The 16,878-nt window shown below is 47.8% G+C and carries 11 protein-coding genes and 1 tRNA gene; 10 read left to right on the plus strand and 2 right to left on the minus strand.

The features are described 5' to 3' along the window. Window positions 1–44: 44 nt before the first annotated feature. From clpP to PRU_RS00190, 10 genes are all read left to right on the plus strand, one after another. Window positions 45–713 (plus strand): ATP-dependent Clp endopeptidase proteolytic subunit ClpP, encoded by a 669-nt coding sequence (gene clpP / locus PRU_RS00145; protein ID WP_041385468.1) that lies wholly within the window; start codon window positions 45–47, stop codon window positions 711–713. Continuing rightward, window positions 713–1,957 (plus strand): ATP-dependent Clp protease ATP-binding subunit ClpX, encoded by a 1,245-nt coding sequence (clpX, locus tag PRU_RS00150; RefSeq protein WP_033151027.1) that lies wholly within the window; start codon window positions 713–715, stop codon window positions 1,955–1,957. Before clpP ends, clpX begins: the two co-directional genes overlap by 1 nt. A gap of 13 nt (window positions 1,958–1,970) precedes the next feature. Further along, complete coding sequence (gene recQ / locus PRU_RS00155) at window positions 1,971–4,151, plus strand: DNA helicase RecQ (protein ID WP_033151026.1); 2,181 nt, start codon at window positions 1,971–1,973, stop codon at window positions 4,149–4,151. A gap of 38 nt (window positions 4,152–4,189) precedes the next feature. Further along, window positions 4,190–5,671, plus strand: a complete 1,482-nt coding sequence (gene guaB / locus PRU_RS00160) for an IMP dehydrogenase (RefSeq protein ID WP_013064397.1) — start codon at window positions 4,190–4,192, stop codon at window positions 5,669–5,671. 2 nt (window positions 5,672–5,673) lie between these two features. Continuing rightward, complete coding sequence (locus tag PRU_RS00165; protein ID WP_013063905.1) at window positions 5,674–7,107, plus strand: peptidylprolyl isomerase; 1,434 nt, start codon at window positions 5,674–5,676, stop codon at window positions 7,105–7,107. Next, on the plus strand, window positions 7,104–8,483 hold the full coding sequence (locus tag PRU_RS00170; RefSeq protein WP_080517151.1) for a peptidylprolyl isomerase: 1,380 nt from the start codon (window positions 7,104–7,106) through the stop codon (window positions 8,481–8,483). The genes PRU_RS00165 and PRU_RS00170 overlap by 4 nt, the downstream gene beginning before the upstream one ends. Beyond that, window positions 8,464–10,065, plus strand: coding sequence for an OstA-like protein (locus PRU_RS00175; protein ID WP_139294854.1), 1,602 nt, complete (start codon window positions 8,464–8,466; stop codon window positions 10,063–10,065). Before PRU_RS00170 ends, PRU_RS00175 begins: the two co-directional genes overlap by 20 nt. Window positions 10,066–10,074: 9 nt before the next feature. Then, window positions 10,075–11,913 carry a DNA mismatch repair endonuclease MutL gene (gene mutL, locus PRU_RS00180; protein WP_013063045.1) on the plus strand — a complete coding sequence of 613 codons (1,839 nt, stop codon included), beginning with the start codon at window positions 10,075–10,077 and terminating at the stop codon, window positions 11,911–11,913. A 95-nt stretch (window positions 11,914–12,008) separates the two neighbouring features. Then, window positions 12,009–12,083: transfer RNA gene (locus tag PRU_RS00185), tRNA-Val, on the plus strand. 67 nt (window positions 12,084–12,150) lie between these two features. Beyond that, on the plus strand, window positions 12,151–13,539 hold the full coding sequence (locus tag PRU_RS00190) for an MATE family efflux transporter (RefSeq protein WP_013065007.1): 1,389 nt from the start codon (window positions 12,151–12,153) through the stop codon (window positions 13,537–13,539). 496 nt (window positions 13,540–14,035) lie between these two features. On the opposite strand, the gene aat is transcribed toward PRU_RS00190, so the two are convergent. After that, window positions 14,036–14,686 (minus strand): leucyl/phenylalanyl-tRNA--protein transferase, encoded by a 651-nt coding sequence (gene aat, locus PRU_RS00195; RefSeq protein ID WP_013065577.1) that lies wholly within the window; start codon window positions 14,684–14,686, stop codon window positions 14,036–14,038. After that, window positions 14,664–16,877 carry an ATP-dependent Clp protease ATP-binding subunit ClpA gene (gene clpA / locus PRU_RS00200; RefSeq protein ID WP_013064452.1) on the minus strand — a complete coding sequence of 738 codons (2,214 nt, stop codon included), beginning with the start codon at window positions 16,875–16,877 and terminating at the stop codon, window positions 14,664–14,666. The genes aat and clpA overlap by 23 nt, the downstream gene beginning before the upstream one ends. Window position 16,878 lies beyond the last annotated feature (1 nt).

The following is a 16,878-nucleotide window of genomic DNA, read 5'->3' on the forward strand; positions in this document are numbered from 1 at the left end:
GTCGATAACCTTTTCTCTATATTAAAAAGAAAGGAATTGATAGTATGAATAATGATTTCAGAAAGTATGCTGTACAGCATTTAGGAATGAATGGTCTGGTGGTCGATGATGTAATCAAGGCCCAGAACCAGTACTTGAATCCCTATATTCTTGAGGAGCGCCAGTTGAACGTTACTCAGATGGATGTGTTCTCACGCTTGATGATGGACCGTATCATTTTCCTTGGTACTCAGATAGACGATTATACCGCCAACACATTGCAGGCACAGCTGCTGTTCCTGGATTCAACCGACCCTGGTAAGGATATCTCGATTTATATCAACTCACCTGGCGGTAGCGTAACTGCTGGTTTGGGTATCTATGACACTATGCAGTTTATCACCAGCGATGTGGCTACTATCTGTACAGGTATGGCTGCCTCTATGGGTGCCGTGCTGCTTGTGGCTGGTGCCGAGGGTAAGCGTTCGGCTCTGCCCCACAGTCGTGTGATGATTCACCAGCCTCTGGGTGGTGTACAGGGTCAGGCTTCAGATATCGAGATTGAGGCCAAGGAGATTTTGAAGTTCAAGAAAGAGTTATACACTATTATCTCGGAACATTCGCATACACCATACGATAAGGTTTATGCCGACTCTGACCGTAACTATTGGATGACGGCCGAGGAAGCAAAGGCTTACGGAATGATTGACGAGGTGCTGATACGGAAGAAATAATGCCGATGAAGAAAGTATGTAGTTTCTGTGGTAGAGGCGAAAACGAGGTAAAGCTGTTGATCTCGGGCCTTAACGGTCAGATTTGCGAGAACTGCGTGGAGCAGGCTTATCAGATTATAAATGATAACCTGCGTGAGGCGCCTGTTGCAAAGAAGAAAGGAAAAGCCGCTGAAAAGCCCGAAAACCTGAAGGTGCCTAAACCCAAGGAAATCAAAGAGTACCTCGACCAGTATGTGATCGGTCAGGACGATGCCAAGCGTTATCTGGCTGTGGCTGTTTACAACCACTACAAGCGTTTGCAGCAGCCCGTGGATGATGATGGTGTAGAGATTGAGAAGAGTAATATTATTATGGTAGGTAGTACTGGTACGGGTAAAACCTTGCTGGCACGTACCATTGCCAAACTGCTTGATGTGCCCTTTACTATTGTAGATGCTACGGTGTTTACCGAGGCTGGCTATGTAGGTGAGGACGTAGAAAGCATATTGTCACGACTGTTGCAGGTGGCTGATTACAATGTTGAGGCTGCTCAGCGCGGTATCGTGTTTATCGACGAGATAGATAAGATTGCTCGTAAGAGCGACAACCCTTCTATCACCCGCGACGTTAGTGGCGAGGGCGTGCAGCAGGGATTGTTGAAATTATTAGAGGGTACCATGGTGAATGTTCCACCCAAGGGTGGCCGTAAGCATCCCGACCAGGATTATATCCATGTAGATACCCGTAATATCCTGTTTATATGCGGTGGCGCCTTTGATGGTATCGAGCGTAAGATTGCACAGCGTATGAACACCCATGTGGTAGGTTATAACTCGGTAACCAACGTCAGAAAGATTGATAAGAATGATTTGATGAAGTATATCGTTCCTCAGGATCTGAAGTCGTTCGGACTTATTCCTGAGATTATCGGTCGTCTGCCAGTGCTCACACATCTGAATCCGTTGGACCGTAAGGCATTGGAAAGAATCCTGACTGAGCCTAAGAATTCTATCATTCGTCAGTACAAGAAACTGTTTGAGATGGATGGTGTTGCGTTGACTTTCGATCAGGAGGCACTCGACACGCTGGTAGACAAGGCTGTAGAGTACAAGCTTGGTGCTCGCGGACTGCGTTCGATTGTTGAGAGTGTGATGATGGACGCTATGTACGACCTGCCATCGAAGAAAACTAAGAAATTCAATGTGACGGCTGATTACGTCAGTAAGCAGCTTGATAAATCATACCTCCAGAAGTTGGAAGCCTAACTAACTATAATATATGAGCGAAAAGATGAATCTCACAGCAGCCCTGAAGAAGTACTTTGGATTCGACACATTCAAAGGCGATCAGGAGCGTATTATCCAGAACCTGATGGATGGCAACGATACCTTTGTGCTGATGCCAACAGGCGGTGGAAAATCATTGTGCTACCAGTTGCCCTCGCTACTGATGGAGGGTACAGCCATTGTGATTTCGCCGCTGATTGCGCTGATGAAGAATCAGGTGGATGTGATTACCAGCATGAGCGAAACCGAGGGTACTGCCCACTACCTGAACTCGTCGCTGAACAAAGCGGCTATTGATCAGGTGAAATCGGATGTGATGGCTGGTAGAACCAAACTGTTATATGTTGCTCCAGAGTCGTTGACAAAAGAAGAGAACGTAGAGTTCCTGCGTTCGGTTAAGATATCTTTCTATGCCATCGATGAGGCTCACTGTATTTCAGAATGGGGTCACGATTTCCGTCCTGAGTATCGCAAAATCCGTCCTATCGTAAATGAAATAGGTAAGGCACCTATCATTGCGCTTACGGCTACTGCTACCGATAAGGTTCGTACTGATATCAAGAAAAACCTTGGTATTGTGGATGCTGCTGAGTTCAAAAGCTCGTTCAACCGTCCGAATCTGTATTACGAGGTACGTCCAAAGACTGCGAATGTAGATAAGGATATCATCAAGTTCATTAAGCAGCACCCAGGAAAGAGCGGCATTATCTACTGCCTGTCGAGAAAGAAGGTAGAAGAGTTGGCCGAGATCCTGCGTGTGAATGGTATTAAGGCTGCTGCCTATCATGCCGGACTTGACTCGAATACACGTTCGAATACCCAGGATGAGTTCCTGATGGAGAATATCGATGTGATTGTGGCTACCATCGCCTTTGGTATGGGTATCGATAAGCCCGATGTGCGCTTTGTGATTCACTACGACATACCTAAGTCGTTGGAAGGCTATTATCAGGAAACTGGTCGTGCCGGACGTGACGGTGGCGAGGGAATCTGCCTGGCCTTCTACTCGTATAAGGACTTGCAGAAGCTCGATAAGTTTATGGAGGGTAAACCTGTGGCCGAGCAGGATATCGGTCGTCAGTTGTTGGTTGAGACCGCTGCTTATGCTGAGACGTCGGTTTGTCGCCGTAAGATGTTGTTACACTATTTCGGTGAGACCTACGAGAAGGATAACTGTGGTAACTGCGACAACTGTCTGCACCCCAAGACCAAGATCGAAGCTCAGGAACAGTTGGTTATTGTACTGAAGACGATCCAGGTTATCAAGGAGAATTTCCGCTCGGACTATGTGATTGACTTTATTATCGGTAAACCTACCGAAGAGATTCTGGCTCATCATCACGACGAGCAGGAACTGTTTGGTGCTGGAGCCGATGACGATGAGAAGATTTGGAACCCAGTAATCCGTCAGGCGCTGATAGCCGGCTACCTGCGTAAAGAGGTAGAGAACTACGGACTGCTGAAACTGACTGCCGCTGGTAAGAAGTTTATAAAGGCTCCCAAATCGTTTATGATCGTGAAGGATGCTGAATTTAACGACGACTATGAGTCGGCTGATCAGGAGGGTGGACTAAGCGCCCTTGATCCTGTGCTGACGGCTATGTTGCTTGACCTTCGTAAGAAGGTTTCGCGACAGTTAGGTCGTCCACCTTACGTTATCTTCCAGGATGTGTCGATCGACCAGATGGCAACCGACTATCCCATCACACTCGAGGAGCTGAAGTGTATCCAGGGTGTGGGCGAAGGTAAGGTTAAGCAGCCTTATGCTCAAGAGTTTGTAGACCTGATTAAGGCCTACTGCGAAGAGAATGAGATTGAACGACAGGTTGACATGCGCGTGCGTACCGTTGCTAAAAAGTCAATGCTGAAAGTCAAGATTATCCAGAGTATCGATCGTCAGATAGCACTCGACGATATCGCTGAAGCACAGGGTATTGAGTTCGAGGAACTGCTCGACGAGGTTGAGGCAATCGTTTATAGCGGTACCAAACTGGATATTGATTACTTCCTTGAGGAGGTAATGGATGAAGATCACGTAGATGATATCTACGACTACTTTGCCGAGAGCGAAACCGATAAGCTGAGTGTGGCTGAGGAAGAGCTTGGCGAGGACTACTCGGAAGACGAAATCCGACTGGTACGCATTAAGTTCATTTCGGAGATGGCGAACTAAGAATTGAAGATTTGAAGAATTAAAAAGAGATAAAGATTATGGCATCATTTATTGCAGACAAGATTGTGATGGACGGTCTGACATTCGACGACGTCCTGTTGATTCCCGCTTATTCGGAGGTGCTGCCCAAAACGGTGGAGCTGAAAACCCGTTTTTCGAAGCACATTGAGCTGAACGTTCCTTTTGTAACGGCAGCTATGGATACAGTAACCGAAAGCCAGATGGCTATTGCCATCGCCCGTGAGGGAGGTATCGGAGTGATTCACAAGAACATGTCGATAGACAACCAGGCACGCGAGGTAGCGATTGTAAAGCGTGCTGAGAATGGTATGATCTACGACCCCATCACTATTCCATTGGGAAGCACCGTGGCTCAGGCCCTCGAAATCATGTCGGAGTACCATATCGGTGGTATCCCCGTGGTTGACGATGACCGTCGCCTGGTGGGTATCGTAACCAACCGCGACCTGCGCTTTGAGCGTCGCTTGGATCGCCCCGTAGAGGAAATCATGTCGAAGGAGAACCTGGTAACCACCCATCAGCAGACCGATCTGACTGCTGCTGCACAGATTCTGCAGGAGAACAAGATTGAGAAACTTCCTGTTGTAGATAAGGATAACCGATTGATTGGACTGATTACCTATAAGGACATCACCAAGGCAAAGGATAAGCCCATGGCTTGTAAGGACGATAAGGGACGTTTGCGTGTTGCAGCCGGTGTAGGTGTAACCGTTGATACTCTTGACCGTATGCAGGCTCTGGTTAACGCAGGTGTTGATGCCATTGTTATTGATACAGCCCACGGACACTCAAAGAGTGTTATCGAGAAGCTGCGCGAGGCAAAGGCTTCGTTCCCCAATATCGATATCGTGGTAGGAAATATTGCTACCGGTGCTGCCGCTAAGATGCTGGTTGACAACGGTGCCGACGCTGTAAAGGTTGGTATTGGCCCAGGCTCAATCTGCACCACTCGTGTGGTTGCTGGTGTTGGTGTGCCTCAGCTGAGTGCTGTTTATGATGTATACAGCGCCCTGAAGGGAACTAATGTTCCTCTGATTGCTGATGGCGGTCTGCGCTACTCAGGCGATATCGTAAAGGCACTTGCTGCCGGTGGTAGCAGCGTCATGATTGGTTCGCTTGTGGCTGGTACCGAGGAGAGCCCTGGCGATACCATTATCTATAACGGACGTAAGTTCAAGAGCTATCGTGGTATGGGTTCGCTCGAGGCTATGGAGCATGGTTCGAAGGACCGCTACTTCCAGGCCGACACCAAGGATGTGAAGAAGCTTGTACCAGAGGGTATCGCTGGTCGTGTTCCTTACAAGGGAACCGTTCAGGAAGTGATTTATCAGATGGTTGGTGGCTTGCGCTCAGGTATGGGTTACTGCGGTGCCCAGACTATCGAGAAGTTGCATGATGCCAAGTTTACACGCATTACCAATGCCGGTGTAAACGAGTCGCATCCACACGATATCACTATCACCAGTGAGGCTCCTAACTACAGCCGTCCAAACGATTAATGATGAGACAACTCACCATAGCCCTTTCATTGTTTGCTGCGATTACCTCGCAGCAAACATTGGCACAGACTACCGACCCGGTTGTAATGACCGTGGCCGGTGTTCCTGTTTCTCGTTCAGAGTTCGAGTATTCGTACAATAAGAACAATGGCGAAGGGGTAATCGACAAACTGTCGGTGGATGAGTATGTCACCTTATTTATAAATTATAAGCTGAAGGTGGCTGCAGCCCTCGATGCTAAACTCGATACGCTGTCGTCGTTCCGTCAGGAATACCAGATGTATCGCGACCAGCAGGTGCGCCCAACGATGGTGACCGATGCCGAGGTGCTTGATCAGGCCCGACAGATGTACGAACGCACTCAGGCGATGATTGGCTCGAAAGGATTGGTACGCCCAGCGCACATCCTATTAAAGTTGTCGACGCAAGCTACCGTTCAGCAGCAGGAAAAGATACACCAGCGTATCGATTCTGTTTATCGTGCCCTGCAAGCAGGAGCTGATTTCGCGGAATTGGCCAAGAAGGTTTCTGAAGATACTGGTTCGGCTGTCCGTGGAGGCGAACTGCCTTGGATTGCACCTTCACAAACACTGAAGGAGTTCGAGGATGTGGCTTATTCGCTGGCACCTGGTCAGTTAAGTCAGCCATTCCTGAGTCCTGTTGGTTACCACATCATCTTGATGAAAGAACGTAAACAACTGGAACCATTCGACTCGTTGAAACAGAGCATTGTTGCATCGCTTGAGCGTCATGGTATCCGTAACGAGATTGCAGATATGAAGTTACGTAACCGTGTGGCAGCGTCGGCAGGCAAGCTGAAGCCCAATGATGTGATGCAGCAGAAAGCCGATTCGGTAGCTGCTGCCAACAGCGAGCTGAAATATCTGTTTAAAGAGTATCACGACGGTTTGTTGCTTTACGAAATCAGCAACCGCGAGGTGTGGAGCAAAGCCCAGAATGATGAAATTGCACTGAAGGCTTGGTTCGACACCCATAAAAAGAAATACACATGGAAGGAACCCCGTTACCGCGGCATTGCCTACCACGTGAAAACCAAGCAAGATGTAAAGGCTGTAAAGCAATGTGTAAAGAATCTGCCTTTCGATCAGTGGGCAGAGGCTTTGCGTACTACCTTTAACCCCGATTCTGTGATCCGCATCCGTGTGGAGAAAGGACTGTTTAAACTTGGCGATAATCCTACCATTGATAAGATGGTGTTTAAGCAGGCTACCAGTTCAACATCTGATGCTAATTATCCCATCGATGCTGTATATGGCAAGAAACTGAAGCGTCCAGATAACTATCAGGATGTGCGTCAGCAAGTGGTTGAGGATCTGCAGGATTACCTGGAGCAGGAGTGGGTTGAAGCCTTACGCCATCGTTATCAGGTAGAAGTGAATCAAGAAGTATTGAAAACTGTAAATAAACATCTATGAGTATTATAAAGAAAGTAATGACACTGGCGCTTCTGGCCTTGCCTTTGGTAGCTACTGCCCAGAAGAAGGATTCTATTGGTACCGTCATCGACGAAGTGGTATGGGTGGTTGGCGATGAAGCCATCCTCCGTTCGGATGTTGAAGCCCTGCGCATGCAGTCGGCTATGGAAGGTGTAAAATGGAGTGGAAACCCCGACTGCACTATTCCAGAGCAGATTGCAGTTCAGAAACTGTTCAAGCACCAGGCTCAGATTGATAGTATTGAGGTGACCGATGCCGATGTGGCACAGGAGGTAGAGCAGCAGATTAGCTACTGGCTCGAGATGGTTGATGGTTCACGTGAGCGCCTCGAGGAGTACAAGCACCAGAACCTGACACAGATTCGTGCCGACCTGCGCGAGGAAATGAAAGATCGTCAGATGGTACAGAAAATGAAGCAGAAGCTTGTTGAGGATATTGCCGTTACACCTGCTGAGGTTCGTCGCTATTTCAGTGCCCTGCCACAGGATAGTCTGCCTTTTGTTCCTACCGAGGTTGAAGTACAGATTGTACAGCTTACCCCAAAGATTGAACAGGAGGAACTGAACCGTGTAAAGGATGAACTGCGTAACTATACAGAGCGTGTAAATAAGGGTGAAACCCGATTCCAGACTTTGGCACAGTTGTATTCTGAGGACCCAGGTTCTGCTCGTCGTGGTGGTGAGCTCGGTCTGATGGGACGTGGTACCCTTGATCCTGCCTTTGCTGCTGTTGCTTTCAATCTTACCGATCCTAAAAAGGTGTCGAAGATTGTTGAGTCGGAGTTCGGTTTCCATATCATCCAGCTGATTGAGAAGCGTGGTGACAAGGTGAATGTACGTCATATCCTGCGTAAGCCTGTGGTATCGCAGGAGTCTGTTGACCGTGCTTTGGGTCGTCTGGATTCTATTGCGGCCGATTTGCGTGCCGAGAAATTCAGCTTTGAGGATGCTGCCTCACTGATTTCTGACGATAAGGATACCCGTAACGCCAAGGGACTGTTGAGTACCGATCAGATGCGTACTGGTAAGACCTCATCTAAGTTCCGTATGCAGGACCTGCCTGCTGAGATTGCCAAGGCTGTTGATACACTGAAGGTGGGTGAGATCTCTAATGCCTTCCAGATGATTAACCAGCGTGGTAAGACCGTATGTGTGATTGCTAAGCTGAAGAGTCGTACCGAAGGTCATAAGGCCTCTGTAACCGAGGACTTCCAGATTATGAAGGACGTGGTGCTGAATAAGCGTCGTGAGGACCGTATCCATCAGTGGGTAGTAGATAAGATTAAGAGTACTTATACCCGACTGAACGACGATTATAAGGATTGCAATTTCGAATATGAAGGTTGGATTAAGTAGAGCTGCTCTATTCCTGTCAATCGTTCTGATGGTTGGCTTCGTTTCTGCATTTGCCCAGCAAAAGCAGCAGCGTCGTCGTCCGGCTGCACGTAAAACGGCTAAGGCTAAGGATACACGTGTGTATCTGGTGCATGCCGATGTGCTGCATTACGACCAGCTGAAGAATCCCGATGCCACCATTCTGAATGGTAAGGTACATTTTACACATCAGGGTGCCCGATTGTATTGCGATAGTGCCTATTTCTATGAGGCTAGCAATTCGTTCGAGGCGTTCGGACATGTGAAGATGTACCAGGGCGATACGCTCTCGCTGTTGAGCGATTATGCTTATTACGATGGTAACGAGCAGATGGCTCGTGCCCGTTATAATGTGGTGCTGAAGCATAAGAAGACCACTCTTTATACCGATAGCCTTGATTACGACCGTTTGTATGATAATGCCTACTTCTTTGAGGGTGGAAAGATGATTGACGGTAAGACTACGCTTACCTCCGACTGGGGAGAATATAACACCAAGAGCAAAATGTCGGTATTCAATTACGATGTGAAGATGAAGAGTCCCAAGTTCTTCCTCACTACCGATACTCTTTATTACGACACCCGTTTGTCGATGGCTCATATTGTTGGTCCGTCGAATATCACCTCGGGAGAGAGCCATATCTATTCCGAGCAAGGCTATTATGATACCAAGAACGACCGTGCCCGCCTGATGAACCGCTCGGTTCTCTCTAATCAGGGAAAGATGATGGTGGGAGATAGTGTGTACTACGACAGCAAACAGGGCTTTAGCCAGGCCTTCCGCAACGTTGTGTATGTGGATTCTGTAAACAAGAATAAACTTACAGGTAACTATGGCGAGTACTACGAGAATACCGGTTTTGCGCTGTGTACGGATAGTGCCGTAGCCATCGACTACTCGCAGGGCGACTCGTTGTTTATGCATGCCGATACATTTAAGGTGGTAACCTATAATATTGAAACCGATTCGGTGTATCGCAAAATCTTTGCTTTCCATCATGTGCGTGCATTCCGAAACGATGTGCAGGCTGTTTGCGACTCACTTATCTATAACTCGCTCGATTCGTGTATGACGCTCTATCACGATCCTATCGTGTGGAACAATAACCAGCAGTTGGTGGGCGACCGTATCGAGGTGTTTATGAAAGATTCGCTGATCGATCATGCCCATGTTATCGACAACTGTTTCTCGATACAACAACTTCGTAGCGATACTACGCTTTATAATCAGGTGTCGTCGAAGGAGATGTTTGCCTACTTTATTGATGGTGCCATCCACGAAGCCCAAGCTAAGGGTAATGTGCTGATAGGTTATTATTTTGAGGAGGGCGACAGCGTGGCGATTATCTATAATTACCAGGAAACATCCGAACTTCGTATGTTCCTGAAGGACCGTAAACTGCAAAAGGTATGGACACCCAAGAGCAGTGGTACGATGTATCCGCTAAACCAGATCCCTAATGATCGTAAGCATCTGCCAGGCTTTGCGTGGTATAACTACGTGCGCCCAATGAATCGCTACGACATTTTCAATTGGCGCGAAAAGAAAAGCGTTGAAAACTAAGACTGAAAAATGGATTTAATACATCTTCTTCCCGATAGTGTTGCTAACCAGATTGCCGCTGGTGAGGTAATACAGCGTCCGGCTTCTGTTATCAAGGAGCTGGTTGAGAATTCTGTTGATGCAGGTGCCAAGACCATCCATGTGATTGTGGTGGATGCTGGTCGTACCTCTATTCAGGTTATCGACGATGGTAAGGGCATGAGTGAGACCGATGCACGATTGGCGTTCGAGCGCCATGCTACATCGAAGATCTCGCAGGCCGACGATCTGTTTGCCCTGCACACCATGGGATTCCGTGGCGAGGCTTTGGCTTCGATTGCTGCCGTGGCACAGGTTGAACTGCAAACACGTCGACAGGAAGATGAGATAGGAACCAAGGTTTCAATTGCTGGGTCGAAGGTAACTCGACAGGAACCGGTATCTTGTCCGGTGGGATCTAACTTTAAGGTTGATAACCTGTTCTTCAATGTACCTGCCCGTCGCAAGTTCCTGAAGACGAATGCTACCGAGCTGAATAATATCTTGACAGCTTTCGAGCGTATCGTGCTCGTTTATCCCGATATTCATTTTACCTTGCACAATAATGGGGTAGAGATGCTGAACCTGCGTGCAGGCTCTGTACGTCAGCGCATTGCAGATGTGTTTGGAAAACAGTATAATCAGGATTTAGTACCTGTTGAGGTGCATACAGCCATGTGTACGGTTTCTGGTTTTGTGGGTAAACCTGAGGCTGCCCGCAAAAAAACTGGGTGCGACTATTTCTTCGTCAATGGTCGCTTTATGAAGCACCCTTACTTTCACAAGGCTGTGATGAAAGCTTACGACCGTTTGGTGCCCGAAGGTATGGCTGTACCTTATTTCTTGTATATAGAAGTAGAGCCAGGCGAGATAGATGTGAACATACATCCTACCAAGACCGAAATTAAGTTTGAGAATGAACAGGCCATCTGGCAGATTCTGTCGGCAGCTGTTCGTGATGGTATTGGCAAGTACTGCGAAGTGCCTTCGATTGATTTCGATACTCAGGGACAACCAGACATTCCCTTGTTTGATAGTAACAGCAACACTTTCCAAGATAGTTTTGCTGCGCCCAAGGTTAACTATAACCCAGATTATAATCCGTTTAAGCAGAGTGGTGGAAGTAGTTCCAGCAGTGTGCCTAATCAGTGGGAGAGTTTGTATCAGGGTGTGGAACAGGGCTCGTTCCGTGAGGAACCTGTACAGCAACCATCGTTCTTTGACGATGAAAACGTTGTGGCGCCACAGTCGGCTACCGAGATTCTCTCTGAGAAGTCGCCTGCTCACTACCAGTATAAGGGCAAGTACCTGATGACGGCAGTAAAATCCGGTCTGATGATTATCGACCAGCATCGTGCCAGCATCCGTGTGCTTTACGATCGTTACCTGAATCAGCACGACGGTCATGTTATCAGCACCCAGAAAATGCTGTTCCCTGAAACGATTACATTCTCGCCGTCCGAGGGTGTTACCATGCAGCAGCTGTTGCCCGAACTTACCGCTTATGGTTTCGACCTGAGCGATTTAGGTGGTAATACCTATGCTGTGAATGGTATTCCTGCTGGACTCGAAGGTATTAATCCGCAGAACCTGCTGCACGACATGCTGTCATCAACGAGTGCAGCCGATTCGATAGAGGCTATTCATACTGCTTTGGCACTCCGCCTAGCCCAGAGTGCTGCCATTCCTTATGGTCAGATACTGACTAACGACGAAATTGAGAGCATCATTAACGATCTTTTCTCGTGCTCGAACGTCAATTATACACCCGATGGAAAAGCTATACTTTGCATACTTCCACAGGGCGATATTGAGCATTTATTGGGTTAAAATGTGAATGAAGGTTAAATTCTAACAGATTTCTTGTAAAACATGCGGTAGTTTCAAAAAATCTTCTTACCTTTGCACCCGCTTACAAGAAATGAGGGCGTTTAGCTCAGCTGGTTTAGAGCATCTGCCTTACAAGCAGAGGGTCGGCGGTTCGAATCCGTCAACGCCCACAACAACAAGTTAGGATGTGATTTCGGTCACATCCTTTTTTCATTTAACAACAGACATAACTGCCACATGAAGAAGGTTAAGAATAGCGAACTACTGCTTTCATACATCCGTGAAGGACGTGAGATGAGCCAAAGAGAAAAACTTTGGTTGATTGTTAGTTTGAGTATTCCTTCGATCCTGGCACAGATATCAGCTACCATCATGTTTTTTATCGATGCCTCGATGGTGGGCCATTTGGGTGCCAAGGCATCGGCTTCAATCGGTCTGGTGGAAACTACCGGTTGGCTGTTGGGTGGTTTGGCTTCGGCAGCTAACATGGGCTTTTCGGTGCAGGTGGCGCATTTTATTGGTGCCAACGACTTTGAGGCGGCCCGTCGTGTCTTGCGCCAGGCTTTAGTGTGCTGTATGGTTTGGGCACTATTGATATCCATTACATCGGTAGCTATCAGTCCATTCCTGCCTTATTGGATGGGAGGAACGGCTGAGATTGCCCGCGATGCCTCATTGTATTTCGGTATTTTCGGAGCTTGTGGTATCTTTTTTCAGATGGAGGGATTGGCAGGTTCTATGCTCAAGTGCTCGGGTAACATGAAGATTCCCTCGATGTTGAATATCGGCATGTGCGTGATGGATGTGGTGTTTAACTACCTGTTTATTTATATTTTAGGTTTGGGTGTGATGGGTGCTGCCATTGGTACAGGTATGGCCATGCTGGTTACAGCTAGTCTGATGCTGTATTTCCTATTGGTACGCTCAAAAATGCTCTCATTGGTAGGACGCCCAGGTTCATTCAAGCCAAAAGCTGATACCATTGGTACTGCTTTCAGAATTGGTGCCCCCATGGGTTTGCAGCATCTGCTAATGGGATCGGCTCAGATGGTGAGCACGCTGATTGTGGCACCATTGGGTACGATTGCTATTGCTGCCCATTCGTTGGCTATTACGGTAGAGAGTTTATGCTATATGCCTGGTTTCGGTATTGCCGAGGCTGCCACTACATTGGTGGGACAGGGTATAGGTGCAGGGCAGAAACAGCTTACCCGCTCGTTTGCCCATATGTCGGTTGGTTTAGGCATGATGGTAATGACACTGATGGGTGTGCTGATGTGGACTTTTGCACCACAGTTGATGGCTATCATGTCGCCTGTTGATGAAGTGATAGCTCTGGGTGCTCAGGTTCTGCGTATCGAAGCATGGGCAGAGCCGATGTTTGCTGCTGCCATTGTAGTTAACGGTATTTTCGTGGGTGCAGGCGATACCATCATCCCGGCCATCATGAGTTTGGGTTCTATGTGGGCTGTTCGTTTGTCGTTGGCTGCCACACTGGCTCCCAAATGGGGTTTAATGGGTGTATGGACTGCTATGGCCATCGAACTTACCTTCCGTGGTATTATCTTCCTTGTGCGCTTGTTCAAAGGAAGTTGGGCTGATAAGTTGAAACTCAAGCAAGCTTAATTCATAATTTACTGTTTTAGTAGATAGCAAAAAAAAGCCGCTCAAGGGTCATCAACGACTCGAGGGCGGCACCAACAATCTATGAATAACTAAAAACCTTTTTCTGAGAAAAAACGGAGTGTCACCACTGCGTCTTTGTTATCCTTACTAACAAATCTTTTCTAACACCTTAGAAATACCTATCTCCAATTTAACTAATAAACCTAAAACCAAATTCTAACTAACTATTAACTCTAACTAAAACCTAAATCAATCAATCTTTATATACCTTAACTAATACCTCTGTATTGTTTTCTATGCTTCTATTAAAGAACTCTTGTTTTCTTTTGACGTTGCAAAGGTACGACGATTTTTGCAACCACACAAGAAATATGATGTACTTTCCTCAAAAAAGTACACTTCTTTTGATATACATCAAGCTGTTGTGTGCGAACACAATCGATTTGTGTGCGAAAACGGGTCTTTTTTACACTTGTTTACAGTGCGCTACAATTTTTCACGATTTTAGGAGTCTGATATAGGTTTCGTAGGGTATAAAACGGCCTCCCATGCGCTTTAAATGTGGTGTTTCAAACTGGCAGTCAATCAGTTTGCCGCCCAGTTTATCGAAGGTTTGTGCCAGATGTATCAGGGCTAACTTTGAGGCGTTGGGTACTAATGAGAACATACTCTCGCCGAAAAAGGCTGTACCTAGGTTTATGCCGTACAGACCTCCCACTAGTGTCTCGCCCTGCCACACTTCAACACTGGCAGCAAATCCCTGTCGGTGCATCTCGGTATAGGCCTCAATCATTTCAGGACCTAACCAGGCGCCTTCGTCGTTGTTGCGGTTTTGGGCGGTGGCGCAGCCACGTATCACCCCTTCAAAGTCTTGATTGATGGTTATCTGTAGTTCGCCCTTCCTGATAACTTGTTGCATGGAGTGGCTTATATGTACTTCGTTAGGAAATATAACGAAGCGCTGCAGCGGACAGTACCATAGCGGCTCCTGCTGGTGTCGGTAGGCAAACCAGGGGAAGAAACCATTGCTGTAGGCTAGCAGAAGTCTGTCAACAGATAGATCGCCGCCCACAGCCACTAATCCATCCTCTTCGCCAAGGTGTGGATCGGGAAACCACAGATCGTTATCCAATTGATAAACTGCCATCGCGTGTACTTATTATAATATGTCCACCTTGTTTCAGACTGCCGAACAGTATCTCGCGCATGAGTAGCGGTTTCAGTCGCTGGGCTATCACGCGGTCCATCTCGCGGGCACCGTATTCGTGGGTGTAGCCCTCGTCAAGCAGCAGCTTAAAGGCCTCGTCGCTCAGTGTCATCTCTACTTGTTTCGCGGTCAGTTTGTCCTGCAACTCGCTTAACTTCTTCTTTAGGATGAGTGTGGCCATCTCGTGATCCATATCGTTGAACACTACCGTGCCCGACAGGCGGTTGATGAATTCGGGCTTGAATGTTTTCTTTACCTGTTTCAACATGGCCTCGCCGCGCGATGTGTTACCTGTAAAGCCTATGTTGGCTTGTGCAGCATATTGGGCACCTGCGTTCGAGGTCATAATCAGTATCACGTTGCGGAAGTCGGCCTTGCGCCCTTTGTTGTCGGTCAAGCGTGCATAGTCCATTACCTGCAGCAGGATATTATAGATGTCCTGATGCGCTTTTTCTATCTCGTCGAGTAGTAACACGCAGTTAGGTGTTTTGCGGATGGCATCGGTAAGTAGTCCGCCATCCTCGTAGCCTATATAGCCTGCAGGCGAGCCTATCAGCTTGGCAACGGTGTGCTTCTCGGTATATTCACTCATATCGAAACGTAGCAACGCTATGCCAAGCTCTTTGGCCAGCACGCGTGCCACCTCTGTTTTGCCCACACCTGTGGGACCAACAAACAATAGTGATGCCAGCGGCTTATTGTCATCAAGCAGTCCGGCTTTCGACATCTGTACAGCTTCTACTACCTGACGGATAGCCTCGTCCTGTCCGTATATCTTCTGGAGCAGACGTGGGGCCAGTGTTTCCAGTTGAGCGTTATCGTCATCGCTGTTCATAGCCATAGTGTCTACCTTGCAGGTTTTTGCCAGTACATCGGCAATATCGACTTTGTTGACGTTTGCAGGTTGTGCGCCATCTTTAAGCTCTGCTGCAGCTCCTGCTTCGTCTATCAAGTCGATGGCTTTATCGGGTAGAAAACGGTCGTTTACGTATTTATAGCTGGCATCAACGGCAAAGTCGAGTGCCGCCTCGTCGTATGTGACGTGATGGAAACTCTCGTATTGCGAGCGTAACTGGCGCACGATGTGCTTGGTTTCTTCGGGTGTTGGCTCGGGAATGTCGATTTGCTGGAAACGGCGCACCAGACCTTTTGAACGGGCAAAGTGACGGTTGTACTCTTCGTAGGTTGTCGATCCGATAAAACGGATGCCGCCAGCTTCTAAGTAAGGTTTCAGCATGTTCGAAGCATCCATGGCGCCCTCGCCGGTGGCACCTGCGCCTACCAGCGTATGTATCTCGTCGATGTAAACGATGTTTTTGTCGCTTTCCTCTTGTATGCCCTCCATTATTTGCTTAATGCGGTTCTCAAAGTCGCCGCGATACTGAGTGCCTGCCAACAGTGTGCCCAGGTCAAGCTGGTATATCTTGCTGCCTTTCAGGCGTTCAGGTAGGTTCTGGTCCTCCTCAATCATGCGTGCAAGTCCCCAAACTAGGGCTGTTTTGCCTACACCGGGTTCGCCCACGTGCAGCGGGTTGTTTTTGTCACGTCGACAAAGTACTTGTATAGTACGCTGCAACTCCTGCTCGCAACCAATCAGTGGGTTGTGCTGTTGGTACAGTGTGTTCATACAGGTAACCAGTCGGCGCCAGGCTTCCTGGCCCTTTTGCTGGTCGCCTGTGCCCAGTTGGTCGGCTAACTCGTAGGCGCTAATCAGGTCGCTCATAAAGTTGCTTTCATTATCGCCTAACGCATCTTTCAGTAGGTAACAGGCCCAAGATTCTGGTAGATTAAGTAACCCCATCACCAAGTGAGGAACATCGAGTGCTGTTGCACTGCTATTGATGATTTGCGCGCAGGCAAACTCTATCAGTTGTCCCATTTGTGTCGATGCTTCGGGTTCGTAATCTATGTCTTCGGGTACGGTCTCTACTTCGTCTAACTTGTTTTCTATTCGCTCCTGAAACAGGTTGGCTGAATAGTAGCTGTCGAGTGTGTTGTAAAACTCATTGTCGTCCATCATTACCAACAGCAGGTGCTCGGGCATGATAAACTCATGTCGGTACTCTTTGCAGCACTTCATAGTATCGCTGAGCATCCTGGCGGCGCGTTTGGTTTGCTTTATCTCTGCCATA

Source organism: Xylanibacter ruminicola 23 (assembly GCF_000025925.1).
Taxonomy (GTDB): domain Bacteria; phylum Bacteroidota; class Bacteroidia; order Bacteroidales; family Bacteroidaceae; genus Prevotella; species Prevotella ruminicola.

What these genes read in the sequence shown, in the direction of transcription:
- PRU_RS00190 (WP_013065007.1), top strand. Translation starts at nt 12,151, where the DNA reads ATGAAGAAGGTTAAGAATAGCGAACTACTGCTTTCATACATCCGTGAA.
- guaB (WP_013064397.1), top strand. Translation starts at nt 4,190, where the DNA reads ATGGCATCATTTATTGCAGACAAGATTGTGATGGACGGTCTGACATTC.
- mutL (WP_013063045.1), top strand. Translation starts at nt 10,075, where the DNA reads ATGGATTTAATACATCTTCTTCCCGATAGTGTTGCTAACCAGATTGCC.
- aat (WP_013065577.1), bottom strand. Translation starts at nt 14,686, where the DNA reads ATGGCAGTTTATCAATTGGATAACGATCTGTGGTTTCCCGATCCACAC.
- recQ (WP_033151026.1), top strand. Translation starts at nt 1,971, where the DNA reads ATGAGCGAAAAGATGAATCTCACAGCAGCCCTGAAGAAGTACTTTGGA.
- PRU_RS00175 (WP_139294854.1), top strand. Translation starts at nt 8,464, where the DNA reads ATGAAGGTTGGATTAAGTAGAGCTGCTCTATTCCTGTCAATCGTTCTG.
- clpX (WP_033151027.1), top strand. Translation starts at nt 713, where the DNA reads ATGCCGATGAAGAAAGTATGTAGTTTCTGTGGTAGAGGCGAAAACGAG.
- PRU_RS00170 (WP_080517151.1), top strand. Translation starts at nt 7,104, where the DNA reads ATGAGTATTATAAAGAAAGTAATGACACTGGCGCTTCTGGCCTTGCCT.
- clpA (WP_013064452.1), bottom strand. Translation starts at nt 16,877, where the DNA reads ATGGCAGAGATAAAGCAAACCAAACGCGCCGCCAGGATGCTCAGCGAT.
- clpP (WP_041385468.1), top strand. Translation starts at nt 45, where the DNA reads ATGAATAATGATTTCAGAAAGTATGCTGTACAGCATTTAGGAATGAAT.
- PRU_RS00165 (WP_013063905.1), top strand. Translation starts at nt 5,674, where the DNA reads ATGAGACAACTCACCATAGCCCTTTCATTGTTTGCTGCGATTACCTCG.